Origin of the sequence: Litchfieldella rifensis (genome assembly GCF_042646605.1) — a bacterium.
GTDB classification, from domain to species: domain Bacteria; phylum Pseudomonadota; class Gammaproteobacteria; order Pseudomonadales; family Halomonadaceae; genus Litchfieldella; species Litchfieldella rifensis.
Genome location: NZ_JBHRUG010000002.1, coordinates 187,612 through 212,205 on the forward strand (window position 1 = coordinate 187,612; position 24,594 = coordinate 212,205).

Genomic DNA, 24,594 nt, shown 5'->3' on the forward strand with positions numbered 1-24,594 from the left:
CCTTATTAAGCCAGTGTGTGGTCGTTAGGGAGGACCGGCGGGGAAGGGACAGGGGCAGGTTGGATCGGGCGCCTGCTTGTCGCTTGATCCCTACGCTGGTCCTAACCAGGTCAGGTTCAACGGGCCCCGCCGTGACGACATTCGCGCGATGCGTGTCGTAAGGCGATCTCAGCCGGTTCCACCGGCACCCCGTCAAGCGAGTGTCGTCAGTCTAGCAGGTTGGGCGCGGCTTGCCAGCCTTTTGCCCCTGGGTAGATTCTGAGCATGGAAATGGTTCCCATATTTCAGATTGGCAGGAGGCGATTGACGACGCTTACCGGCGCAGCGCCCCGCACGCGAAGGTCAATTCGACCTCGTCCGCTTGGATTCGGTGGCCAGCCAACGGACATCAATCGCGAAGGATGCCAGCAACAGCAGCAGGACCAAGCCTGCCAACAGCGAAGTCAGGCTGTGGTCGACGTCCGGCAGCAGGCAGGTGAGCAGTGTGACGATCTGCCAGACACAGACCACCTTGCGGCGACGGCTATCGGGCAACTCGACGCGCAGCCAGGCCCAGCGCCAGCCGGCGGCGATGAAGGCGTAGCGCATGGCGCCGATGACCAATACCCAGGGGCCGACCTTGTCGAGTACCAGCAGCGCGGCGCACAGCACCACGATGAAGACAGCATCGATTTCCATGTCGAAGCGCGCGCCGAAGGCGCTGGCCGAGTGAGTCCGGCGCGCGACCCAACCGTCGACGCCATCGAGCAGCAGGATGGTCAAGGCCAGCACCACCATGGCGGTGGCATGCTGCTCCAGGAACTCGGGAAACCACAGGGTTCCGGTCATGACGGCCACCAGGGCGACCCGCAACAGCGTGATGCGATTGGCCCACCCCAGCCAGCGGTCGGGGAAGGTGCGAAGAATGACGAACGCCATCGCCACGTAGATCAGCCCGGCGCCGTACTGCATGCCGGGCGGGGCCGCCAAACCCCTGCGCAGCGCCTCGATCGTCGCGATCGTGATCGCCAGGCCCGAGGCCAGTTCCAGCAGGAGGGGAACATGATCTCGCCAGGGAAGCGCGGCGGGCCGCGTCGGTGGCTCGTGCATCGAGGACTCCCGGGAACGACCCCGACTATGCTGAGAGAGTGACTGCAATGTAATTAGCATAGGCCAGTGCAACGTCGGTGCCAAAAAGTGATGCGTGATATATTTTTGGTATTGATATTGTACAAGAACTGAACTTCTCACCATCGTCGCGAGTCGAGATGTTGAGATGTCGTTGCACAAGGAAAGTGATATGCCCCCGATACTCGCCAAGGCATTCTGGATCCGGTCCCCCGGCCATGGCGCCCTGTGCGACGAGTCATTGCCGGTGCCGCGCGATGATGAGGTACTGGTCAGGACTCGGTTCAGTGCCATCAGCCGCGGCACGGAATCGCTGGTATTCGCTGGCCGGGTGCCGACCAGCGAATACCAGCGCATGCGTGCGCCCTTCCAGGAGGGAGACTTTCCCGGTCCTCTCAAATATGGCTATGCCAATGTCGGGATCGTCGAAGCTGGCCCCGTCGAGCTGCTCAGCCGGCATGTCTTCTGCCTCTATCCGCACCAGGATCGCTATGTGGTTCCTGCCCATGCCGTGTTGCCCTTGCCCGGCGGTGTTCCGCCACAACGCGCGGTGTTGGCGGCCAATATGGAAACCGCCGTCAACGGCCTGTGGGATGCCGGGCCACGCATCGGCGATCGCATCGCGGTGGTCGGTGCCGGGGTCGTCGGCGCGTTGACGGCCTATCTATGCGCTCGTATCCCCGGTACGCGGGTACAGTTGGTGGATATCGCTCCCCGTCGCGCCGACTTGGCCAGTGTCCTGGGGGTGGCGTTCTGCCTGCCGGAGCAGGCAGTGGGCGATAACGATCTGGTGGTGCATGCCAGCGGCAGCCCGGCGGGGCTGCGCCAGGCGCTGGCGCTGGCGGGACGGGAGGCCAGCGTGCTGGAAATGAGCTGGTACGGTGAACAAGAGGTGGGCCTACCGCTGGGGGAGGGATTCCATGCCCGACGGTTGACTCTGCGCGCGAGCCAGGTCGGCACGGTTTCGCCTGCCCGTAGCGCTCGCTGGGATCGTCGTCAGCGCCTGTCATTGGCTCTCGAGTTGCTGACCGATGCGCGCCTCGATGCCCTGATCAGCGGCGAGAGCGACTTTCACGACCTGCCCGAAACCATGCCAAGTCTCGTTGCCGGTGACGGCGAGGTGCTGTGCCACCGGCTGCGCTATCCATAGCCCCCGCTTTCGGACTGGAGAACTGCATGTTCAGCTTGACCGTTCGTGACCATTTCATGATTGCCCACAGTTTCAACGGCGAGACTTTCGGACCCGCCCAGCGCTGTCACGGCGCGACCTATGTCGTCGACGTGACTTTCAAGCGCCCGGATCTCGACCGTGACGACCTGATCGTGGATATCGGCCTCGCCAGTCAGGTATTGGGTGAGATACTGGCCGAGTTCCACCTGAGCAACCTCGATGAACTCGAGGAGTTCCGGGGGCGCAATACCACCACCGAGTTCATGGCCCGGGTGATTTTCGAGCGCCTGGCCAAGGCCGTGCAACGCGGACGCCTGGGCGATACTGCCAAGGGACTCACGGCGATGTGCGTGACCCTGCACGAATCGCATGTCGCCTGGGCCAGTTACGAGGGGGCCCTATGATGGCGTTGACCCTGATCGTCGCCGGAGACCCCGCGCAGCTCACCGGCGGCTATGTCTATGATGCACGGATCGTGGAGGCCCTGCGCAAGCGGGGCTGGCAGGTCGAGGTGATCGGCCTGGACGGCGCCTTTCCCGAACCCGATGCCGTGGCGGCCGACGCCCTGCAGGCGGCGTTGGCCCGTCAGCCCGACGGCGCCCGGGTGGTGATCGACGGTCTGGCCATGAGCGGCCTTCCCGAGGTGGTGGCGAAGCACGCGGCACGGCTCGATATCACTGGCCTGATTCACCATCCCCTGGCCGATGAAACCGGCCTTGCCGATGCCGAACGCACGCGTTTTGCGATCAGTGAGACCCGCGCCCTGGCGGCAGTCGATCGCATCATCGTCACCAGTGCCTTTACCGCGCGACGGCTGGCGGACTTCTCGGTATCGGCCACCAAGGTCGCGGTGGTCGAGCCGGGCATCGAGCCGGCCGGACTGGCCGCCAGTGTCGCGTCCGAACACGATGAGTCACGCCCCCAGCGTCTGCTGTGCGTGGCCACCATCACGCCACGCAAGGGCCACGACCTGCTGGTCGAGGCGCTGGCGCCCCTGGCCGATCGGGCCTGGCAATGCGACTGCATCGGAGGGCTCGAGCACGATCGCGCGCATGCCGAGCGCGTGATCGCCGCCATCCGTCGGCATGACCTGCAACAGCGCGTGCGCCTGCTGGGGGAACGGCCGCCTCACGCACTGGGCGAAGCCTATCATCAAGCGGATCTGTTCGTGTTGCCATCGCACTATGAGGGCTACGGCATGGTGGTGGCCGAGGCGCTGGCGCATGGCCTGCCGGTGATTACCACGACCGGCGGCGCGTTGGCGCATACCTTGCCGGCCGAAGCGGGACTGGCGGTGCCGGCGGGAGAAGTCGCGGCGCTGCGCGAGGCGCTGCAGCAGTGGCTCGACGATCACGAACTGCGCATCCGGCTGCGTCGTGGCGCCCGCCGCGCCCGCGAACGCCAGCACGACTGGCAGGCCGCCGGCGATGCCTTCGCCGCCGCCCTGCGACGTCGCCCCTTGAATGCTGAAGACATGCCGGGAGTCCAGCCATGAAGGCGGGGGCCGTCGGTAGCGTCTTTTCGTTCGATTGGCTGGCGCTGCGCGAGCGAGCAGACGCCCAGGCACGCGACCCGCGATTGACGCAACTGGCCGGAGACTGGCTGCTGCAGGACTCGCCGGGGCACCCGTTGACGCTGATCGACCTGGGCTGCGGAAGCGGCAGCAATTCGCGCTACCTGGCGCCGCGCCTGCCGGGGCCGCAGCGGTGGCGCCTGGTCGACCAGGATCGCGGGCTGCTCGACCAGGCCGCGCGGCGTTGCCGCGGGGTGAGCGATCGTCGGGGTTTCGCGATCGGCGTCGAAACGTGGACGCATGATCTGGCAAGCCTCGATGCCACCTGGTGGGAAGGCGCCCACCTGATCTGCGCCTCGGCACTGCTCGATCTGACCTCTCGTGGCTGGATGGAGGCGTTCGTGGCGGCTTGCGCCCGGCAGCGAGCCGCCGCCTTGCTGACACTGACCGTCGATGGCCACTGGGCCTTCATCGACGCCCGGGGCCGGGTACTCGACGATCCCGAGGACCGTTGGGTCCAGCGTCTGTTCCGGGCCCACCAGCAGCGTGACAAGGGCCTGGGCGTCGCCCTGGGCGGTGAGGCGCCCCAGGCATTGCACGAGGCCTTCCTGCGTCGTGGCTATGTCGTGGAACTGGCGTCCAGCCCCTGGGTACTGCCACCCGGCGCTCTCGTCACTCAGGAACTCGCCGGCGCCGTGCTGGACGGCTGGCGGGACGCCGCTACCGAGCAGGCATCGATGTCGCCAGCGCGTCTGGCTGCCTGGCATGGGCGGCGCCACACCGCGCTGGCGGCGGGCCGCCTGGGTGTCCGGGTCGGACATGTCGATATCTTCGCCCGACCTCCTCATTCACCGGCACCGGGAAGGACCTGAACGATGATGCGCCGGAGGTGGCAAGTGTCGTGTGACGGCGCCGGTCTGGTGCTGCCGACGACGCTGCACCTGTGGTATCGCCATGGCGCACCGCCTGCCTCGCCGTCAGGTGAGCGAGGTGGTCAGGTCGAGATCGAAGAGGGTGTCGTCGCCACAGGGAAAACGCCGCGTGGCGGGGCGCAGCGCCTGATCGAGAGTGGCGATGGGGGGCAGGTCGAGGCCCGCGCGCCCGGAGCCGATCAGCAGCGGCGCCACCAACAGGTGGAGGCGCTGCACGACACCGGCTTCCAGGAACCGCGACACGGTGATCCCGCCGCCTTCGATCAGTACCCGTTTCAGACCCCGGCTCGCCAGCCGCTCAAGGATGGCACGGGGCTCGATACCGGACGCCGTCACCGGCATCGTCATCCGCGTCACATGTTCGCCGACTGGCGCGCAAGGCACCACGCCATCGCCGATCAAGTGCAGGGTCGGGGCCTCGCCGCACTGCAGGACATGGCGATCGACCGGCACGCGCCCGCGGGGATCGAGCACCACGCGTTGCGGATGGCGGCCGCGGACATGGCGCACGGTGAGCCGCGGATTATCGGCGGCCACGGTGCCGGCGCCGACCAGCACGGCATCGACCAAGGCCCGCAGGCGGTGCAGGTGGACACGGCTTGCCAGGCCATTCACGTAATGCGAGTGCCCGCTCAGCGTCGCGATGCGCCCGTCCAGGCTCTGCCCCAATTGCGCGATCACCACGGGGCCGGTATCGGCCACCAGCGGCAGCAGGCAGTCGAGCAGGTCGCGGGCTTCGGCAGGCAGCGGCGCCTCGGCATGCCAGATGCCGCCGCGTTCGAGAGTCAGAGGGATGCCCTGGGCGGCGAGATGCAACACGGTCGTTGCAGACCAGTCGAGCTCGCGTGCCTGACACACACAGGACCAGACTGCCTCGAGCAGCGAGGCATCGTACGACGTGTGGGACATGCGGCCTCCGGTTCGAAGCGGCCCTCACATGATGCGCAGTTCGCCCACGAAGCACAACTTCCCGCCCCGGCCTGAGAGGAGACGCCCATGCACCAGATCGAACGTGCCATCTTCGATATTCGCCGCGGCCTCCCGGTGTTGCTGCGCGACGGCGATCACGAGGTACTGGTCCAGCCCGTCGAGGGCGTGGAAGACGGGGTACTCGACCACCTGGTCGCGACAGCCGGCGAAGCGCCGGCACTGGTGGTCAGTCGTCATCGCCTGGCCTTGCTGGGCGAGTCGGTCGCGGCGGAGGCGGCACGCCTGCCGTTGACGCAGGAAGCCCCCTTGAACCTGCAGCGTTTGAATGCCCTGGCCTTCGGTGCCGAGCTCCGCCGGCTCCGGCTCTTCCAGACGCCGGAACGTGCCGGCCTGGCTGACCGCGCCGCACTGGCCCTGATGCGCCGAGCATTGCTGATTCCCGCGGCGCTGACGGCCCGGGTGCCGGACCAGGCGAAGGCCCGGGTACGAGGGCTGGTGGAGGAGGGGAGCCTGCTGGCAGTGGCGGCTGCCGACGCGGTGCGCTGTTTCGAGATGTCGTCCGGACTGTTGAAACGGGTCAGCGAGGCGAGGGTGCCGCTTGCTGATGCCCAGGAAAGCCGTTTCATCCTGTTCCGCGAGCCGGACGGCTTGCGGGAGCATGTGGCTATCGTGATCGGTGAGGTTGCACGTTGGCAGGACGCCGTACCACTGCGCCTGCATTCGGCCTGCCTGACCGGCGACCTGTTCGGCAGTTTGCGTTGCGACTGCGGTGAACAACTGCGCAACGCCGTGGCGGATATCGATGCCATGGGCGGCGGGGTGTTGCTGTATCTGGCCCAGGAAGGCCGCGGGATCGGCCTGGCCAACAAGCTGCGCGCCTACACCTTGCAGGATACCGGGTTCGATACCCTGGACGCCGACCAGATCCTCGGCTTCGGCGAGGACGAGCGCCACTACCGGGTGGCGGTGGACATGCTGGCGGCACTGGGGATCCGACGCGTCCAACTGCTGACCAACAATCCACGCAAGATCGATGCCCTGGTCGAGGGGGGCGTCGAGGTCGTCGATCGTCAGGCACTCTACGGGCGACTCACCGATCATAATCATCGTTATTTGAGTGCCAAGGCCGAGCGGGCCGGCCATCTACTCGACGAGGTCCTCAATGGTCACTCTTCCGGCCAAGCTTGAAAGTCCTCGATCTCCATGTCGCGAGTCTCGCGCAGGATACGTGCCAGGCGCTTGGCGTAATGCGCGACCAAGCGTTCCCCTAACTCGGGCGTACCCAATCGAGCATTTCCTGTCGTGCCGCTGGGGTGCAAGTCCTCAGCCAGCCAGGCGAATGCTGCTTCACCTGCAGGAGCCAGCAGCCAGCCTTCGTTCTCCATCGCCTCACCTCGTGAAGTAGGGTGATCGAGGTGCTCGACACGCACTTTGTGGGGAGCCAAGTAACGCATCATGGCGGTCTCTACGGCACCTCCATGCAATCCATGGCGAAGTTCCTCGGCAGGTAGACCGCCACTTGGCAACATCCCGGGAGGAGGCATCTTCATGTACTGTGCCTTGACCACCAATAGGCCGTGACGTTGGCGTAGCGCCAGTGCGGCGAGGTCCATCACCGCTTGGTTACCGCCGTGGCTGTTGATCAGAACCAGCCTTTCGAGTCCGGCACGAGCCACGCCATCGCCATGGGCCTCGAGGGTGGCGATGGCGACGTCTGGAGGCAGGCTCAAGGTGCCTGGAAAACTTAGGTGTTCATCGCTGGTGCCTACCACCATGCTCGGTAGCTGGACCAATGGAAATCCATCCGGCAAATGCTCCAGAGCGGCCTCGAGCAGCCCCTCGCCGATATCGAGGTCAGTGGATAACGGTAGATGGGCACCATGCTGCTCGATGGCCGCTAATACCATGACGGCGATACTGTCTTCTGGCAGTTCGGCGACGTCCTGACTGGTCAAGTCCTGCCAGAGAGGGTAACTCGAGGTGCTCATGAGGCGTTCTCCCGCGATATGAGTCGTGCATAGAGATCGCCGGAGGCCAGGCCATCAACACCGTTGCGTAGCCAGGCGTGGATGGCCACGGCCGATTGCCAGCGTGGCCAGAGGAAGGTGCGCCGCTCGCCGGCGATGGCGTTGAACTCATACTCGCCCAGTACCATGAGGCGGTCCACGCAGTCGCGTGCGACATCCAGCGCCCCGGTGACGAACTCCACCGACACCGCGGAAAGCGGCTGGCTGAGCCCAGCCAGTACCTGTGCCTCGAAGCCTTCCACGTCGATCTTGCAGAAGGTGGGACGACCATGGGCCGCGATCAGCGTATCCAGGGTGGTGACCGGGACCTGCAGGCGAGTTTCCCAGCATACCTCTCGGAAGCCGGCATTGTACTGGCCGATGTGCTGCCACCAGTCGCTGGCCAGCGTCGAGACCGTGGGGGTGGCGTGGCTGACCGCCAGTTCGGCCTGGCCACATTCGGCCCCGGCGGCTTGAGGCAACAGGGTGATCCCGACATGGTGGCCGACCAGCCGCGTGAGCCAACGGAACAGCTGGGGGTGCGGTTCAAGTGCCACCACGCGGGCACCCAAGGCGGCGAAGGCGGCACTGCGATCGCCGAGATGGGCGCCGATATCGAACGCCAGGTCGCCGGGCGCGAGGAACTCGCCATACAGTTCACGCAGAGCTCGCTGGCGCCCCGGGCGCCAGTAGATCGTCAGCGAGCGGGTCAGGCCCAGCCAACCCCGTAGCCGGGTCGGCAGGGCACTGTCGCGAGCGGCCATGGCCTACTCCTTGACGCTGGCATTCGCCAGTGGCCGCATCGCGTGACGAGTGAAATTCGTGAATGACTGCACCGGCATCTCGCCAGGCGCCTCGGGAGGCGGCGGCATGAGCCGTGCCACCTCAGCGATGGGCAGGGGCGCCTCCAACTCCTGCAGGACCCTGGGCGGTGACACCTCGCTCGGCACCAGTAACAATCCAGCCTGCCGCAGGCGACGACCCAGACGCAGACTGCTGGTGATGCGCACCAGCCACGCCGATAGCAGCAAGCCGGCCCATACCGGGACCAGCCACCAGAAGAACATGGGGGCCAGTTCGTAGGTACTGCCTGCCCATATCGCCCCGATCAGGATCGCGGCCCAGGTGTGGCGCAGAGCCTTGCGCCAGGGGACCGTGCGGCCCTCGCGTACCTGCGGGCTCCAGGTGACGTTGTAGCCACTCAGCACCCCCAGTACGAAGAGGCTATGGAAGGCCATCATGATCGGGGCGATCAGTACCGCGAAGACGATTTCCAGCAGTGCGCTTGCCAACAGGCGTGCCTTGCCCCCGAAGGCCGCAGGGCGTTGTCCCCAGGCCAGCAGTATGCCCAGCACCTTGGGCAACAGGAGCAGCGCAATGGTGATGGCCAGCAATGGCAGGACCAGGCCGGGCGTGGGGAGCGGCCAATTGGGGAACAGCTGGTAGCTATCACTGAAGAAGCGATGAGTGTTCAGGGCACGGCCGACAGCTTCCACTGTGCTGACGGCGAGCATCAAGCCCCACAAGACCGACGACACATAGGCCAGGGCGCCGAACAGAAAGTGCAGGCGACTCATGGTGTGCAGCCCGCGTCCGCCGAGCAGGCGCAGGTGTTGCAGGTTGCCCTGCGTCCAGCGTCGATCGCGCTTGGCGAAATCCAGCAGATTGCCGGGCATTTCCTCGAAACTGTCGACAATGGCCGTGTCGAGCCGTACCTGCCAGCCGGCGCGACGCATCAATGCCGCCTCGACGAAATCGTGACTCAGGATCTCGCCGCCCAGCGGCGGGCGTCCGGAGAGCTCGGGTAGACCGCAACACGCCATGAAGGCACGAGTGCGCAGGATGGCGTTGTGCCCCCAGTAGTTGGCGGCATCGCCCTGCCAGAAGCTTTGCCCGGTTGCCAGCATGGGACTGTAGAGGGCCGCAGCGAACTGCTGGAAGCGGCCGAAGATGGTGTTCTGGCGGATCGGAATCGGTACCGTCTGGATCAGGCCGGTACGCGGGCTGTCCTGCATGGCACGTACCAGAGACACCAGTGTCCGGCCTCCCATGATACTGTCGGCATCCAGCACCACCAGGAACTCGTAACGCTGCCCCCAGCGCCGGCAGAATTCCGCCAGGTTGCCGGCCTTGCGGCCATGATTGAATTCCCGACGCCGGTAATGCACGGCCATTCGCCCCTCGAACCGCTGCTGCAGGGCGGCGACGGCGGTTTCCTCCTGACGGGCGATTTCGGCATCCGTGGTATCGCTGAGTATGAATGCCTCGAAATTGCCGGCTGTCACCGATTCGTCGAGCAGCGAGCGGCAGGTTTGTTCCAGGCCGCTGACCACTCGCTGTGGATCCTCATTGAAGATGGGCATCACCAGGGCCGTACGATGGTCGTCGGGAGGGGCCGAACGGGATTCGGCATCGCGCCTGGACAATGTCAGTGGATCGCGCTGGGCGAGCTGCAGGATAAAGCCGATCAACGCGGTCCAGAAGGCGATCACGATCCAGGTGAAGGTGATCGTGAATAGCACCAGAATCACGCCCTGCAGCGGCGTGATGCCGCCTACATGCAAGATCTGGAACATCGCCCAGGCACCCAGCACCGTACTGCTCAGGACCAGCAGGGTGAAGATCAAGCGCCTGCAGCGCTGCCCGGGGATGTCGGCTGAGGCTGATGTTGTTGGCCTAGCGGAGTTCGTTCGGGTTCCATACATAGTTCCATGTCTCCGTCAGCGGTTCGCCTCGTAGGCTTAGAAACAGTCGAAAGTCCGAGGGCTTCTCACCATCGGGGCGCAAGTGAAATGAAGCCCGCCAGGTTTTGTTGTCGGGCAGTTGCCTGACCCGCAGTTGTCGGGTTTCGCCGGTCGATGCGGTCAATTGCGCCTCGACCGGATGGCTGGCATCCAGGCTGGAGAGTTCACCGCCTCGGAAATCGACGATGAACTGTCGATAGCTGCGCGGGGGTGGTTCGTTCTCCCCAGGAACTCCCCCCCAGCCCTGTCGGGTGCGCACCACACTGGCCAAGGTCTGCTGGGGCAAACGAGCGTCGAAGGTAGAGGTTCGGTAGCGATAGGTGCGCTCCTCGCCGGCCTGCAGCGGCTGCCCGGGCACCCAATAGGCAACGATATTGTCGTTGGTCTCGGAGTTGCTGGGGATTTCCACCAGTTCCACGCCGCCGGGCCCCCAGTCATCCAGCGGCGTCACCCACTGGCTGGGTTGACGCTCGAAGTTGAGGTGCATGTCCAGGTAGTTCTCGAAGTCGCGTTTACGCTGGACCAGGCCAAACCCTTCGGGGTTCTCGTCCTGCAATCGGGAGATGCGCAGCTCTTGTGGGTTGCTCAAGGGACGCCAGATCCATTCATCGGCACTGGTATGCATCAGCAGTCCTTCGGAACTATGCACTCGTGGGCGGTAGTCATCCGCACGATAGGGATTGGCATCGCCGTGGACGAACATGCTGGTCAATGGAGCGATACCCAGCTTGTCGATATCCTGGCGTGCGAACAGGCGGGCCTCGACATTCACCGTGGCCCGCTCACCCGGCGTGATCGCGAAACGGTAGGCACCGGCGACCGAGGGGCTGTCGAGCAGGGCGACCACATGCATGGTGGTGGCCCCGGGTTCGGGCTTGAACAGCCAGAACTCGCGAAAGGCGGGGAATTCCTCGCCATCGGGTGAAGCGGTATTGATGGCCAGGCCGCGTGCCGAGAGCCCATAACCCTGGTCGCGGCCGATCATGCGGAAGTAGGTGGCCCCCCGGAACACCAGGAATTCATCCTGATAGTCCTCGCGATTGAGCGGGTAGTGCAGCCGGAATCCGGCAAAACCGATATCGCTCAGATCCTGGTCCGCCAAGGGGGCGGCGCCGTCCTTGTATGTGAAGAGATCCTTGCGGAAGGGCAGGGGGTGGACCTCGCCATCCTCGACCAGGTGAATCCGTACCGGCTTGTCGAACAGGAAGCCGGGATGGAAGAGCTGGACCGAGAATAGCCCATTATTGCGCCATAGGGCCTGATCGCCACGAAAATGGATCGATCGGTAGGTAGCGTTGTCGAGCCCCTTCAGGGCATCGGGGAGTGGGATCGAGCGATCCTGATAAGGTGAAGCGGCCAGCTCTCGTGCTTGGTCGGTGACCTCGGCAAACACCGACGGCAACGTGGCATTGGACTGGGCCCACGAGAGCGGCGCAAAAAAAGCCATGGACAAGGCGATGGCCAGCTGTCGCGCCGAGCGCATGATATCGTCCTCCCTGAATGAATGATTCCCAGAAGCCTGTCGGACGTAGTGCCGATCTCCTGCAGAAACGCCACACACGACCATGTTCTGCGATCCCTCTCGTTCTATCGCTGGCTACTCGCCTTGAAAGATCGATAAAAAATCGTTCGAAAGGCCTTTCCCTTGGTGGCGACCGATCAAGCCCGACCGGCTCCTTGGTGTAGTGACAACGAAACCTTGGTGAAGTTGCCAGGACATATCGCTACAAGGGTTGTACTTTGTGTGATGGACGTTCATGTCGCCTGGGGACTCCCGTCAATGCCTTCCCGTTCGATGTTCAAGTGGCTGGTATGCGGCGCCGTGCTCAATGTGGTGCTGTTGGCACCGCTGTGGCTGCGTTTCGGTGAGTTGGCCACAGGCTGGATCGCGCTCGAAGCCTGGTGGGGGGTGGCCGTATTGGTCCTGCTGCCTGCTTGGCGATGGAGGCCGGTACTGTGCTGGGGCCTGGTCGTCCTAGTCATGCTCGTGGTGCTGGTCGGGCTAGGCGATACCGCCATGCATCTCGCGTTGGGTCGTGCCTTGAACCTGTATTTCGATGTGCCGCTGTTGCTGTCGATCTATCATCTGCTGGTAGGCAGTCTCGGCACCTTGTTGGCGGTCGCCGTCTGTGTGGTGATGCTGGCAATGCTGGTGGGGCTGGCCACCTTGCTGGCCCGCTGGCTACGGCGTTTGCCGCGGGTGAGGCTTGGTACGCCGATCGGAATGGCGGCCGGTGTGATGCTACTGGCGAGTACGCTGCTGATGGTCGGCGAAATGAACGACCGGCGGTTGGTGGCCATCGTTCGCATGCCGGTATTGGATACTCTGGTGTTCCAGGCCCGGCAGGTTCTCGAAACGCATCGCGAGCGCCGGGCCTTCATCGCCACACTGGAGGCATCTCCTAAGTCGGTGCGCGTCCTCGAGGGGCTGCGGGACAAGGACGTGATTCTGGCGTTCATCGAGTCCTATGGCATCTCGGCCATTACCGACGAGCGCTATGGCAAGGTCCTCGTGCCGCGGCTCGAGGAATTGGCGCAACGCCTGGAAACCGCCGGATTGTCGGTGGTGTCGGGAACCCTGGCGTCGCCGACTCGCGGCGGTCAGTCGTGGCTGGCGCATGCCACCACCCTGAGTGGGCGCTGGATCGACAACCAGCTCTGGTATCGGCTGATGCTCGATAGCGACCAGGCGACCCTTATCGACGATTTCCGTGCCACGGGGCATACCACAGTGGCGGTGACGCCGGCGATTACCAGGCCGTGGCCTGAGGGCCGCGCCTATGGCTTCGACCAGATCCATGCTGCCGCCGATATCGACTATGCCGGCCCGCCGTTGAACTGGGTGACCATGCCCGACCAGTTCACCCTGCACCATTTCCAGCAGCGGATTCGCGAACCGCACGAGGAGCCGCTGTTCGCTCAACTCGTCCTGATCAGCAGTCATGCGCCCTGGGTCCCGATCCTCCCGTTGCTGGAAGACTGGGACACGGTGGGAGATGGCAGCATCTTCGCCCGCTGGGTGGATGCCGGTGAACCGCCGGAGGTGCTGTGGCAGGACCTGGAACGCGTGCGCGAGCATTTCGCCCTGTCGGTGGACTACGCTGTGAATGCCACGCTGCGTTGGGCCGAAGACTTCGTCGACGACCAGACCCTGATGATCGTCGTGGGCGATCACCAGCCGGCGCTCTTGATCACCGGGGACGATGCCAGCGCGGGTGTGCCGGTGCATGTCATCAGTGGCGATGCCCGCTTGCTCAAGCCGTTCCTGGCGCGGGGGTTCGTAGCGGGGACCCTGCCGCCAACGACGACCGAGCGTCCGCGGATGGACCTCGTCCGCCACTGGCTGCACGAGGATTTTGGCGCACCACGCTGAGTGTGAACGGGGCCGACACCATCACGCCGATCGTAGAGTGAGGGAAATGGGCCAATGCTGACCCCTGTGATCCTGGCTGGTGGCATCGGCATGCGGTTGTGGCCGCTGTCCCGCCGGCACTACCCCAAGCAGTTTCTGCCCCTGGCCGGAGAGACCAGCCTGCTGCAGCAGACCCTGGCGCGCCTGGAAGGCCTGGCCACGGCGTCCCCCGTCGTCGTCGCTCACCAGGACCACCGCTTCCTGGTCGCCGAGCAACTGCGACAGCAGGACTTCGAGGACGCTACGCTGCTGCTCGAGCCCGAAGGGCGCGATACCGCCCCGGCAATCGCCGTGGCCGCCCTGGCTGCCAGCGCCCAAGGCGACGACCCCGTGTTGCTGGTGCTGCCCTCCGATCATCTGATCGACGACCGGATGGCCTTCCAGGCCAGTGTCGGCCGCGCCATGGCGCTTGCCGAACGCGGCTGGCTGGTGACCTTTGGCGTCACGCCGACGCATGCCGAAACCGGCTATGGCTATCTCCAGCGCGGTGCGCCGGTGGGCGATGAGGGGGGCTATCGAGTGCGCCGCTTCGTCGAAAAGCCCGATCGCGAGACCGCCCAGACCTACCTCGACAGCGGTGAGTTCCTGTGGAACAGCGGCATGTTCGTGTTTCGAGCCTCGCGCTACCTGGCGGCACTCGAGCAGCGACAGCCAGCGATGCTGGGCGCCTGTCGACGGGCCTTTGCCGGGGCCTATGCCGACCTCGACTTCCTGCGCCTCGATGCCGAGGCCTTCGCCGCCTGTCCGGCGAACTCCATCGACTATGCGGTAATGGAAACCACCGATGACGCCGCGATGGTGACACTGGAGGCCGGCTGGAGCGATGTCGGCTCGTGGTCAGCGTTATGGGAACACCAGGCGCACGATGCCCACGGCAATGTCCTGCGGGGAGATGTGATCGTTGAAGATAGCCACAACAACCTGGTGCATGCCGATTCACGCCTGGTGACGATGCTTGGCGTCGACGATCTGGTCATCGTCGAGACCTCGGATGCGTTACTGATAACGCGTCGTGATCGGGTACAGGCGGTCAAGCAGATCGTTGCGCAGCTGCAGGCGGCGGGGCGCCGCGAGCCGATCGAACATCCTCGCGTCTACCGGCCCTGGGGACACTACCAGGCCATCGACGCCGGGCCGCGCTATCAGGTCAAGCGCATTCACGTCGCGCCTGGGGCGCGGCTGTCGCGGCAGATGCACCACCACCGTGCCGAGCATTGGGTGGTGGTCAGCGGCATTGCCCGGGTCAGTATCGGCGACAAGACCTTCCTGGTCGGCGAGAACCAGTCCACCTATATTCCCGTGGGTCAGGTACATGTGCTGGAAAACCCGGGAATCATGCCTCTCGAGTTGATCGAGGTGCAGTCCGGCACCTACCTGGGGGAGGACGATATCGTGCGTTTCGACGATCGTTACGGCAGGGCATGATCCGTGTGTGACCGGCAACGGTCACCATAGCCAAGTGGCCGGCCGCGCCGGAGGTTGCGTCACGCTTAGTACAGCCGAAAGCTCTTGTGGTCGGGATGACCGGCCAGTTCCTCGGGGACCTTGCGGTAGCGCTTGTATTCCCACTGGTACTGGGGCGGGTCGAGAGCGATGGCGGCTTCCACGCAGGCATTGACGCCGGTGGCCGAGGCCGTCTCATCAGTCTCGTAGACCCGGGCATCGGCGGCCAGGAAGTGGATGTCGAAGCCGCCGCCGGCCTCACGTCGCTTGGCCACGCCGGTCACCACCCGCGCCTGAGTGCGTGCCACCAGCTTGGGCAGCAGGGTCGCCGTATAGGCCTGGCGGGCATAGAAGGGGGCGAACACGCCGCTGCCCCAGTCGGGCTCCTGGTCGGGCAGGATACCCACGGCCTCGCTGCGCTTCAGTGCCTTGAGCAATGCCGCCACGCCGCGCGGGTTGGTCGGCACCAGACTGGCTCCCATGCGCTCGCGACCGTGGCGAATCACCGGATCCAGCGCCGCGATCTTGGGGGGTTCGTACATGGCGGTGAACGGAAAGTGGCTGGACAGCCAGAAGTTCAGCACTTCCCAGTTGCCGAAATGCGGGGCCAGGACGATCACGCCACGTCCCTCGGCACGGGCCTCGTCGAGCAGTTCACGGCCGTGGATCTCGACGATCGCTGCCTCGACCCGGGCGGGGTCGGCCATCCAGGCGAAGCCCAGCTCGAGCATGGTGGCGGTGGAGTGGACCAGGCTGTCGCGAGCCAGCCGGCGGCGTTCGTCAGCGGCACGTTCGGGAAAGACCTCGGCGAGGTTGATCTCGGTGACCTCGCACTCGCGGCGGCTGAAGCGGTATATCAGCGGACCGCCCAGGCGTGCCAGTCGCCACAGGGTCGGCAGTCGTCGGCTGGCGAGCGTGCGCCACAAGCCGGCGATGGTGCGAGCCTGCCAGGTCGTCGGGGAGTCGGTATCGCGTCGGTTCATGAATGATCAGATCGACCAAGTCATGGTGGCCACATCATTGGAGGTTTCGGGAGTGACAGTATCGCTCATGGTGTGTCGTCCTTGAGACTGCGGATGAGTGGCTGTTGATGAGCCCAATGATACCCGGCATCGCCGTGGATGCCATCACCGTGCCGGGCGGCAGATCTCCAGCAGGTTGCCATCTGGGTCGCGCAGATACAGTGATTCGATGGTCCCCGAGGCGCCCTGTCGAGCAACCGGGCCGAGTTCCACGGGGACTGCCAGGGCTTCCAGGTGCTGGGTGACCTCGGCGAGTGGCAGCAGGCTGTGGAAGCATAGGTCGAGGCTACCGGGCGTGGGCGAAGCCGCCTTGGGACTGACGGGAGTATCGGTCTGGTGCAGTCGCAGGGCCAGATCGCCGAGTAGCAGGTCGACGCGTTCGGCGTCGCGATAACGGGCCTCGAGGCCCAACACACGAGTATAGAAATCCACCGCGCGAGGGATATCGGTGACGGTAACGACCAGATGGTCGAGGCCTGACAGCATGGCGTTCTCCTTGAGATGCTCGAGCGGCCCGAAACCGGTAGGCTTGGCAACGCTGTTTTCTTGAGAGCATACGATGATGACACCGCTCCTGTCCTGCCCGCTGTGCGGTATCGGCAATCCCGCCGACTACCATCGCGATGCGCGGCGCGATTACTGGCAGTGCCGAACCTGCGAGCTGGTCTTCGTGCCGCCGGACCAGCGGTTGGCGCCAGACGACGAGTTGGCCGTCTACGACCAGCACCAGAACTCCCCGCATGACTCGGGCTACCGGCGTTTTCTGTCGCGTCTGTTCACGCCCCTGCGCGAACGCCTGATGCCGGGGGCTCGTGGCCTCGATTTCGGCGCCGGCCCGGGGCCGACGCTGTCGGTGATGTTCGAGGAAGCCGGGCATCCGATGGCGATCTACGATCCGTTCTATGCGCCCGATATCTCGGTCCTGAGGGACACATACGACTTCATCACCGCCACCGAAGTGGTCGAGCACCTGTTCGAACCGGGGCGTGAGCTCGAGCGGTTGGCTGCCTGCCTGCCCAGCGCAGGCTGGTTGGGGTTGATGACCAAACGGGTGACGTCACGCGAGGCATTTGCCGATTGGCACTATATTCTCGACCCGACGCACGTGTGCTTCTTCAGTGAGTCGACCTTCCATTGGCTGGGAGAACATCTCGGGATGCGTGTCGAGTTCCCGGCCAGCGATGTGGTGCTGCTGCAGAAGCTGTCGCAGTGAAGCTGTCGCAGTGAAGCTGTCGCCACGATAGCCATGATGGCGAGAGCAGTAATGAACGCTGTTCGATAACACCGAATTATCGAACGAAAAAACGTCTGGAAATTCCCTGAAAACGCTTGGCGAATGGCGTGAGCGTATTCACAATAATCCGCCGATTGCGACAACGCCCACCATGGGCGGGGAGTCGCCGCGCGATTTTCCGAGTGGCTCGATATCGATGGCGTTCGCTGCCTGCTCGTGCCGATCGTCACTTTTGCATCCTGGTATCGCGCTACTTTACTTTCGCATACTTTTTTCGTGAGGCATCCGCTCATGTCACGCCAATTGTTGGCCATGGCGCTGGCGCCCTTGCTGGGGTTGTTCATCCTCGGTATCGGCAATGGTTTTCTCGCCACCCTGATCACCCTGCGCCTCGATGCGGCGGGTGAGTCTGCCGTGGTCATCGGCTGGGTCTCGTCGGCCTACTTCATCGGTCTGGCGCTGGGGGCGATGCTCAACGACCGCCTGCTGCTGCGCATCGGGCATATCCGTGCCTATGGCTGCTTTGCCTCGCTGGTCGCGGTCACCGTGCTGCTGCAGGGGTTGTGGCTGAATCCCTGGTCGTGGTTCGTGCTGCGCCTGATTGGCGGCTGGGCCACGGTGGGTGTGTACCTGGTCATCGAGAGCTGGCTGCTGACCTCATCGGAGACCAAGGTGCGCGGTCGCCTGTTGGCGCTGTACATGATCTCGCTGTATGCCGCGGGGGTGGTCGGCCAGTTGCTGCTGGGGGTGACCGATGCCGCCGGCGAGACTGTACCGTTCATGGTGGTGGGGCTGCTGGCCTCTCTGTCGGTGTTGCCGATGGCAATGATTCCGCGGGTGTCGCCGCTGATCGAACATGCCGAACCGTTGCCGCCGCTCCGCTTGATCACCATGACTCCGACCGGCGTGATGGGCTGTTTCGGCTCGGGACTGGCGGTGGCGGCCATCTATTCGCTGTTGCCGCTGTACCTGCAGCGTACCGGCTTGTCGGTGACCAGTGTCGGCCAGATGATGGCGATGGTGGTGCTGGGCGGCATGCTGCTGCAGTACCCGATCGGGCGCTGGTCGGACAAGCACGATCGGCAGTGGGTGTTGATCATGATCGGCACCTTCATCGCGGGGCTTTCCCTGGCACTGCTGTTCCTGCCTGCCCAGCCAGGGATGCTGGCCGTGGTGCTGTTCTTCCTCGGCGGCGGCGTGTTCGCCATCTACCCGGTGGCGGTCAGCCATGCCGCCGACCGTGCGCCCGCCGGAGCGCTGGTGCGCATGAGCCAGGGACTGCTGCTGATCAACGCCATCGGCTCGACGGTCAGCCCGCCGCTGATCACCCCGGTAATGACGGCGGTGGGCGACAATGGCCTGTTCTGGTCGCTGGGCGCGCTGGGGCTGTTCCTGGTAGCGTTCTTCTTCTGGCGGCGCAGTGTGCGGCCGGCGCCGATTCCCGTGGCACCCTTTACGCCCAGGACACCGTTGTCCTCAGCAGGTGCTGAGCTCTGCGTGACCGAGGAATTGGTGCAGGGCGCTATCGAACACGAGCACGCCGAAGACCTGTCCAACGTGGTGCCCGATGTCGAGGTGGCCGAGCCGCTGGTCGGCCCGCCCCGTGAAGAGGACACCCACATCGAGTATTACGACGACGCGGATACCCAGATCGGAGAATCGCGCGGCGAGGAGTTCCAGACGGACCGAAGCTGAGCGCTTGCACTGGACGCCAACGCTTGGTGAGTGCACCTTATTGTCCAATGCTTTTCGAGACTCGTTGATACGGGAGAGATGCAATGGACAACAAGGCGATCGGTGTGGTCGGGGCCGGCACCATGGGGCAGGGCATCGCCCAGGTGCTGGCGTCCAGTGGCCGCCAGGTAAGGCTCTATGACGTGGCCGAGGACCAGCTTGAGCGTGCTGAAGCCAACATCGGCAAGGGGTTGGCGCGCCTGGTCGACAAGGACAAGCTGAGCGAGGACGAGCGCAATGCGACCCTGGCGCGGCTTGGCAAGACCACCTCGCTGGAGGCGCTGGCCGACTGTGAGGTGATCATCGAAGCGGCTCCCGAACAGCCGGAACTCAAGGAAAAATTGTTCCGCGACCTCTCCAGCCTGAGCCAGGACGCCATCCTCGCCTCGAATACCTCCTCGCTGTCATTGACCCGCCTGGCCGCGGTCAGCGAGCGCCCCGAGCGGGTGGTCGGCATGCACTTCTTCAACCCGGTGCCGGTGCTCAAGCTGGTCGAGGTGATCCGCGCCGAGCAGACCTCGGACGCCACCGTGGCCAGGATCGAGGCCCTGGCCGAGGAGCTGGGCAAGACCGCCGTAGCCGTTGCCGATTCGCCGGGGTTCGTTGCCAACCGCCTGCTGGTGCCGATGATCAACGAAGCGGCCTTCCTGCTCCAGGAGGGCGCTGCCAGCGCAGCGGACATCGACCAGGCGATGAAACTCGGTGCCGCCCATCCCATGGGACCGCTGGCGCTGGCCGATCTGATTGGCCTGGACGTGTGTCTGTCGATCATGGAGGTATTGCAGGATGGTTTCGGTGATCCCAAGTACCGGCCCTGTCCGCTGCTCAAGCGCATGGTGGATGCCGGTTATCTGGGTCGGAAAACGGGGCGCGGCTTCCATATTTACGAAAATCGGTGATTGACTGCTAAGGAGCCATCATGAGCGACAAGCTGATCGAAACCCGGGGCAGTGCGGGTGTCATGCGCCTGACCCTGAATCGCCCCAAGGCGCTCAACGCGCTGAATTCCGGCCTGCTTGCCGAGCTGGACGCCGTTCTGGCCGAGCTGGAAGGTCGTCGTGACCTGCGTGCGGTGCTGATCACCGGTGCGGGGGAGAAGTCCTTCGTCGCCGGTGCCGATATCACCGAGATGCGCGACAAGACACCGGAACAGGCCCGGCAGTTCGCCAGTCAGGCGTTGGCCACTTTCAAGCGCCTCGAGCGACTGCCGGTGCCGGTGGTAGCCCTGGTCAACGGCTTCTGTCTGGGAGGCGGTTGCGAACTGGCGCTGGCCTGCGACTGGGCCATCGCCAGTGACAACGCCGTCTTCGGACAACCGGAAGTGGGCCTGGGCGTGATTCCCGGCTTCGGCGGTACCCAGCGACTGCCGCGTCGTGTCGGTCCCGCCATGGCGCTGGATCTGATCACTACCGGTCGCAAGATCGACGCCAACGAAGCCTTGCGCATCGGCCTGGTCAACCGAGTGGTTCCTCAGGGTGAGCTCGAGTCCGTGGCCGAAGAACTGACTCGGCAACTCGCCGGCAATGGCCCTGACGCCGTGCGTTCGGCGAAGCAGGCCGTGCATGACGGTATGGACCAGGATCTCGACAGTGCCTTGGCGCTGGAAACCAGCCTGTTCGCCCTGGGGTTTGCCGGCGACGAGCAGAGCGAGGGAATGAGTGCTTTTCTCGAGAAGCGCAAACCCAACTTCTGATCGGCCATGCCCGACAGGCGAGTTGCGGCACAGGCGATACCCTGATCGTCATCGATCAGGGTATCGCTGCTATCGGGATAAAGGGGGGGATCATTCCCGCGTCTTAACGCAGCGCATTGTCACGAACGTGCACGGAACGGCCGCTATGCTACGCAATCTTGCTCGAGCGAAGCGAAACTTGGCCGTGATTCCAGCCAGCCGCGACGCAACTCGGGCACTGAACCGATCAGCTTTTGGGTGTAAGGATGCTGAGGTGAGGCGATCACCGAAGCGCAGTCGCCGCTCTCCACACAGCGTCCCTTGTAGAGCACCATCACGTCGTCACACAGCGCGCGTACCGTCGAAATGTCGTGGCTGATGAACAGCAACGAGACACCGAGCTTGCTCCTGAGCTCGACCAGCAACTCCAGGATCGCCGCACCGACCACCGTGTCGAGTGCCGAGGTGACTTCGTCGCAGAGCAGCAGGTCGGGTTTCGCCGCCAACGCTCGCGCGAGGTTGACGCGCTGTTTCTGGCCACCGGAAAGTTCCCCGGGGCGGCGGCATAGCAGCGAGTGTGGCAATTTCACCAGATCCATCAATTCGCGTACGCGGCGGCGACGCTCTTCTGCATCGAGTTTGAAGTAAGTGCGCAGGGGACGGGTCAGGATCCGTTCGACGTTATGTGCCGGATTGAGCGCATTGTCGGCACTTTGGAAGACCATCTGGATGCGGCGAAACTGATCGGGAGTCCGCCCTCGCAGCGTGGTTGAGAGCGCCTGACCGTTGAACACGACTTCCCCCCGGGAGTGGGCGGTCAGGCCGGCAACGGCCATGGCCAGGGTCGACTTGCCGGAACCCGATTCGCCGATCACGCCCAGCGCCTGGCCGCGTTCGAGGCACAATGAGATGTCGTCGAGTACGACCTTGGCGGGAATGCCCTGGGCGTCGCGCTGGCCGTAACCCACCTGCCAGTCGTCGATTCTCAGCAGCTCACCCTGGCGTTCCAGAGTGGGTGGCGTCAGCCTCTCCTCGGGACGCGCCGCCTCGAGCAGGCTCCGTGTATAGGGATGGCGGGGAGACTCGAGGATCTGTTCGATCGCGCCTTGCTCCTGGATCTCACCGCCATTGAGCACCAGCACCCGGTCGGCCATCTGAGCCACCACGGCGAGGTCGTGGGAGACGTAGATGGCTGTGGTACCACGCTCTCGTACCACCCGCTTGAAGGCGCGCAGCACCTCGATCTGGGTAGTCACGTCAAGCGCGGTGGTGGGCTCGTCGAGGATGACCAGCGCCGGGTCGGTGATCAGAGCCATGGCCGCCATCAGACGCTGTAACTGCCCGCCGGAGACCTGGTGAGGATAGCGCGCGCCTATTCCCTCGGGGTCGGGCAGGGCGAGCTCGCGGAACAGTTCGACCGCCTTCGCTTCCGCGTCTCGGCGTGACATCACCCCATGCCGCAAGGCGCCCTCGATCACTTGATCCATCAGGCGCTTGGAGGGATTGAACGAAGCGGCGGCGCTTTGTGCGATATAGGCGACCCGATGACCGCGCAAATCGCGCAGGGCCGCGGGTGGCAGATCAAGAATGCTGCTTTCACCCAGCCGTATACTGCCACCGGCAATACGGCAGCCGCGGCGGGCATAGCCCAGCAGCGAGAGCGCAATGGTGGTCTTGCCCGATCCGGATTCCCCGATCAGCGCCAGTACCTCTCCCTGGGCAAGTGAAAAACCCACCTGCTTGACGATTTCGATCTCATCGCCATCCGGTGTTACCGCAGTAACGCACAAGTCGCGTACTTCAAGGCTTTCTCCAAGCATGTCGTTACTCTCCCTGTTGTCCGCGGTTCGCGGAGAGGCTGTCGATCAACAGATTGGCGCCAATGGTCAGAGTGCCGATCGCGAGTGCCGGACCGATCACGGCCAGCGCCCCTTGGCTCAGGCCGCCGATATTTTCCCGCACCAGTGAGCCCAGGTCGGCCATCGGTGGCTGTACGCCGAGGCCGAGGAAGCTCATGCCGCTGAGCAACAACACGATGAACACGAAGCGCATACCCATGTCGGTGAGCACCGGATGGAACATGTTGGGCAATACCTCGATGGCGGCAATGTAGAGCTTGCCCTCGCCGCGGGTACGGGCAACCTGCACGTATTCCAACGTCGCGATGTTGGCGGCGAGGCTTCGGGAGATGCGGAAGGCACCCGGTGCATAGCTGACAATCGCCGTCAGGATCAGCAACGGGATCGAAGCGCCAAAGGCAGAAACCATCACCAGCGCCAGCATCTTGCTGGGGATCGAGATCAGCGCATCATTGAGTCGACTCACCGATTCATCGAGCCAACGTGGCGCGAGTGCCGCCAGCATGCCAAGGCTCGCGCCGATCAGGCTGGAGAGCACCGCCGCGATCAGTGCCAACCCCACGGTATAGCGGGCACCATGGAGAACCCGGCTGAGCATGTCGCGGCCGAGATAATCGGTGCCCAGCGGGAAGGCGGCACTGGCGCCGGCGTACATCTTGTCGGCGACCAGTGCACCGACCGGATGGGGCGCCAGCATGGGGCCGAAAATTGCCACCAACAGCCAGAAGATGACCAGCGTTGCGCCGACCCAACGTGTCAGGTTGAACGGCTTGGCATGCCGCCGCGGGGCCGATACCCATGATGGCTGTTCCTTCGGCGAGCGCCGCGAATCCAGGATGGAGTTGCTCATTGGTGTCTCAGCCTCGGGTTGGAAAGAATGGCGCAGAGATCGGCGATGAGTACCAGCACCAGGTAGGCGGCACAGAACAGCATGGCGCAGGCCTGCACGAGAGCCAGGTCCCGGTTGGCAACGGCATCGACCATCAGGCCGGCGATTCCCGGATAGTTGAAGATCGTTTCGACGATGATCACGCCCCCGAGCAGGTAGGAGAGGCTCAGGGCCACCGCGTTGGCGATCGGCCCCAAGGCGTTGGGCAGGGCGTGGTTCAGTACCCGCCGCAATGGGCCGATGCCCTTGAGCCGGGCCATCTCGATGTAGGGGCTATCGAGTTGGTTGATGATGGCTGCACGGGTCATGCGTGCCATCTGTGCCACCAGCACGGCACACAGCGTCAGCACCGGCATGGCGTAGATACGCAGGAAGTCGCCGATGCCTTCCACCGTCGAGACATAGGAGAGTGCCGGCAGCCAGCCGAGGTGCACGGCAAAGATCAGCACCGCCAGGGTGGCAACCAGGAACTCGGGCACCGCCACCATGGAGAGGGTGCCGACATTGAGCACCCGGTCGAGCAAGCGGTCACGGCACATTGCCGACGCGATACCGAGCAGTAGGGCGATTGGCACCGCGATTACAGTGGTGATGCCGGCCAACAGCAGCGAATTGGGCAGGCGCCCCGCCATCAATTCGCTGACCGGCATGGCATTGCTCACCGACTGGCCGAGATCGCCGCTCAGCAGACCACCCAGCCAACTCAGGTAACGCAGTGGTGCGGGTTGATCGAGGCCGAGCTGGATGCGTAGTGCGGCGACCTGTTCGGGGGTGGCGAACTGGCCCAGGATCTGCTGCGCGGCATCGCCGGGCAGCAGCGAGGTGATAGCGAAAATCACCAGTGAGACGATCAGCAGCGTCGATACCCCCGACGACAGCCGACCGAGCACTATCTTGAAGATGGAGTTGTTCATGACCTGATTCCG

Annotated in this window: 22 protein-coding genes and 1 riboswitch; of the genes, 11 read left to right on the forward strand and 11 right to left on the reverse strand. The window is 64.4% G+C overall.

Annotation, left to right across the window (positions count from 1 at the left end; genetic code table 11):
- Positions 1-70 precede the first annotated feature (70 nt).
- Positions 71-202, reverse strand: a riboswitch (TPP riboswitch).
- A 140-nt stretch (positions 203-342) separates the two neighbouring features.
- Positions 343-1,089: a CDP-alcohol phosphatidyltransferase family protein gene (locus tag ACFOEV_RS01415; RefSeq protein WP_386770850.1), complete on the reverse strand. Its 747-nt coding sequence runs from the start codon at positions 1,087-1,089 to the stop codon at positions 343-345.
- A gap of 190 nt (positions 1,090-1,279) precedes the next feature.
- Here ACFOEV_RS01415 and ACFOEV_RS01420 point away from each other — a divergent pair, with 190 nt between their 5' ends.
- From ACFOEV_RS01420 to ACFOEV_RS01435, 4 genes are read left to right on the forward strand one after another with little or no spacing between them, the layout of a single operon-like run.
- Positions 1,280-2,257: a zinc-dependent alcohol dehydrogenase gene (locus ACFOEV_RS01420; protein ID WP_386770851.1), complete on the forward strand. Its 978-nt coding sequence runs from the start codon at positions 1,280-1,282 to the stop codon at positions 2,255-2,257.
- A gap of 26 nt (positions 2,258-2,283) precedes the next feature.
- The gene (locus ACFOEV_RS01425; RefSeq protein WP_386770853.1) at positions 2,284-2,682 is read left to right on the forward strand and encodes a 6-pyruvoyl trahydropterin synthase family protein; all 399 of its coding nucleotides are present in this window, start codon (positions 2,284-2,286) and stop codon (positions 2,680-2,682) included.
- The gene (locus ACFOEV_RS01430; RefSeq protein WP_386770855.1) at positions 2,679-3,773 is read left to right on the forward strand and encodes a glycosyltransferase family 4 protein; all 1,095 of its coding nucleotides are present in this window, start codon (positions 2,679-2,681) and stop codon (positions 3,771-3,773) included. Before ACFOEV_RS01425 ends, ACFOEV_RS01430 begins: the two co-directional genes overlap by 4 nt.
- Positions 3,770-4,663, forward strand: a complete 894-nt coding sequence (locus ACFOEV_RS01435) for a hypothetical protein (RefSeq protein ID WP_386770857.1) — start codon at positions 3,770-3,772, stop codon at positions 4,661-4,663. The genes ACFOEV_RS01430 and ACFOEV_RS01435 overlap by 4 nt, the downstream gene beginning before the upstream one ends.
- A 105-nt stretch (positions 4,664-4,768) precedes the next feature.
- Here ACFOEV_RS01435 and ACFOEV_RS01440 read toward each other — a convergent pair whose 3' ends face one another.
- Positions 4,769-5,632, reverse strand: coding sequence for a RibD family protein (locus ACFOEV_RS01440; RefSeq protein WP_386770859.1), 864 nt, complete (start codon positions 5,630-5,632; stop codon positions 4,769-4,771).
- Positions 5,633-5,719: 87 nt separating this feature from the next.
- On the opposite strand from ACFOEV_RS01440, the gene ACFOEV_RS01445 reads away from it, so the two are divergent.
- Positions 5,720-6,841, forward strand: a complete 1,122-nt coding sequence (locus tag ACFOEV_RS01445; protein ID WP_386770861.1) for a GTP cyclohydrolase II — start codon at positions 5,720-5,722, stop codon at positions 6,839-6,841.
- Here the strand turns inward: ACFOEV_RS01445 and ACFOEV_RS01450 are convergent.
- Genes ACFOEV_RS01450 through ACFOEV_RS01465 form a run of 4 tightly spaced genes read right to left on the reverse strand, consistent with a single transcriptional unit; the run spans position 6,820 to position 11,886 of the window.
- Positions 6,820-7,641, reverse strand: a complete 822-nt coding sequence (locus tag ACFOEV_RS01450; RefSeq protein WP_386770863.1) for a creatininase family protein — start codon at positions 7,639-7,641, stop codon at positions 6,820-6,822. The genes ACFOEV_RS01445 and ACFOEV_RS01450 overlap by 22 nt on opposite strands.
- On the reverse strand, positions 7,638-8,423 hold the full coding sequence (locus tag ACFOEV_RS01455; RefSeq protein WP_386770865.1) for an FkbM family methyltransferase: 786 nt from the start codon (positions 8,421-8,423) through the stop codon (positions 7,638-7,640). The genes ACFOEV_RS01450 and ACFOEV_RS01455 overlap by 4 nt, the downstream gene beginning before the upstream one ends.
- Positions 8,424-8,426: 3 nt before the next feature.
- A complete protein-coding gene (gene mdoH, locus ACFOEV_RS01460) occupies positions 8,427-10,364 on the reverse strand; it encodes a glucans biosynthesis glucosyltransferase MdoH (protein WP_386770867.1) in 1,938 nt (645 codons plus the stop codon).
- Positions 10,336-11,886: a glucan biosynthesis protein gene (locus ACFOEV_RS01465; protein WP_386770869.1), complete on the reverse strand. Its 1,551-nt coding sequence runs from the start codon at positions 11,884-11,886 to the stop codon at positions 10,336-10,338. The genes mdoH and ACFOEV_RS01465 overlap by 29 nt, the downstream gene beginning before the upstream one ends.
- A 297-nt stretch (positions 11,887-12,183) precedes the next feature.
- Between ACFOEV_RS01465 and ACFOEV_RS01470 the strand changes: the two genes are divergently transcribed.
- A complete protein-coding gene (locus ACFOEV_RS01470; RefSeq protein ID WP_386770871.1) occupies positions 12,184-13,776 on the forward strand; it encodes a sulfatase-like hydrolase/transferase in 1,593 nt (530 codons plus the stop codon).
- Positions 13,777-13,830: 54 nt separating this feature from the next.
- Entirely contained in the window at positions 13,831-15,240 is a 1,410-nt protein-coding gene (locus tag ACFOEV_RS01475) for a mannose-1-phosphate guanylyltransferase/mannose-6-phosphate isomerase (RefSeq protein ID WP_386770873.1), read from the forward strand.
- Between the two features lie 65 nt (positions 15,241-15,305).
- Here the strand turns inward: ACFOEV_RS01475 and ACFOEV_RS01480 are convergent, their stop codons facing one another.
- Positions 15,306-16,241, reverse strand: a complete 936-nt coding sequence (locus ACFOEV_RS01480; protein ID WP_386770875.1) for a lysophospholipid acyltransferase family protein — start codon at positions 16,239-16,241, stop codon at positions 15,306-15,308.
- 144 nt (positions 16,242-16,385) lie between these two features.
- On the reverse strand, positions 16,386-16,766 hold the full coding sequence (locus tag ACFOEV_RS01485) for a VOC family protein (protein WP_386770877.1): 381 nt from the start codon (positions 16,764-16,766) through the stop codon (positions 16,386-16,388).
- 73 nt (positions 16,767-16,839) lie between these two features.
- On the opposite strand from ACFOEV_RS01485, the gene ACFOEV_RS01490 reads away from it, so the two are divergent.
- From ACFOEV_RS01490 to ACFOEV_RS01505, 4 genes are all read left to right on the forward strand, one after another.
- Complete coding sequence (locus tag ACFOEV_RS01490; RefSeq protein ID WP_386770879.1) at positions 16,840-17,493, forward strand: class I SAM-dependent methyltransferase; 654 nt, start codon at positions 16,840-16,842, stop codon at positions 17,491-17,493.
- A gap of 312 nt (positions 17,494-17,805) precedes the next feature.
- Entirely contained in the window at positions 17,806-19,209 is a 1,404-nt protein-coding gene (locus tag ACFOEV_RS01495) for an MFS transporter (protein ID WP_386770881.1), read from the forward strand.
- An 83-nt stretch (positions 19,210-19,292) separates the two neighbouring features.
- Positions 19,293-20,147, forward strand: a complete 855-nt coding sequence (locus ACFOEV_RS01500) for a 3-hydroxybutyryl-CoA dehydrogenase (RefSeq protein WP_386770883.1) — start codon at positions 19,293-19,295, stop codon at positions 20,145-20,147.
- Positions 20,148-20,167: 20 nt separating this feature from the next.
- The gene (locus ACFOEV_RS01505) at positions 20,168-20,941 is read left to right on the forward strand and encodes an enoyl-CoA hydratase-related protein (protein WP_386770885.1); all 774 of its coding nucleotides are present in this window, start codon (positions 20,168-20,170) and stop codon (positions 20,939-20,941) included.
- Between the two features lie 143 nt (positions 20,942-21,084).
- On the opposite strand, the gene ACFOEV_RS01510 is transcribed toward ACFOEV_RS01505, so the two are convergent.
- Genes ACFOEV_RS01510 through ACFOEV_RS01520 form a run of 3 tightly spaced genes read right to left on the reverse strand, consistent with a single transcriptional unit; the run spans position 21,085 to position 24,582 of the window.
- Positions 21,085-22,740, reverse strand: a complete 1,656-nt coding sequence (locus ACFOEV_RS01510) for an ABC transporter ATP-binding protein (protein ID WP_386770887.1) — start codon at positions 22,738-22,740, stop codon at positions 21,085-21,087.
- Positions 22,741-22,744: 4 nt separating this feature from the next.
- On the reverse strand, positions 22,745-23,629 hold the full coding sequence (locus tag ACFOEV_RS01515; protein ID WP_386770889.1) for an ABC transporter permease: 885 nt from the start codon (positions 23,627-23,629) through the stop codon (positions 22,745-22,747).
- Entirely contained in the window at positions 23,626-24,582 is a 957-nt protein-coding gene (locus tag ACFOEV_RS01520) for an ABC transporter permease (protein WP_386770891.1), read from the reverse strand. Before ACFOEV_RS01520 ends, ACFOEV_RS01515 begins: the two co-directional genes overlap by 4 nt.
- Between the last annotated feature and the right edge of the window lie 12 nt (positions 24,583-24,594).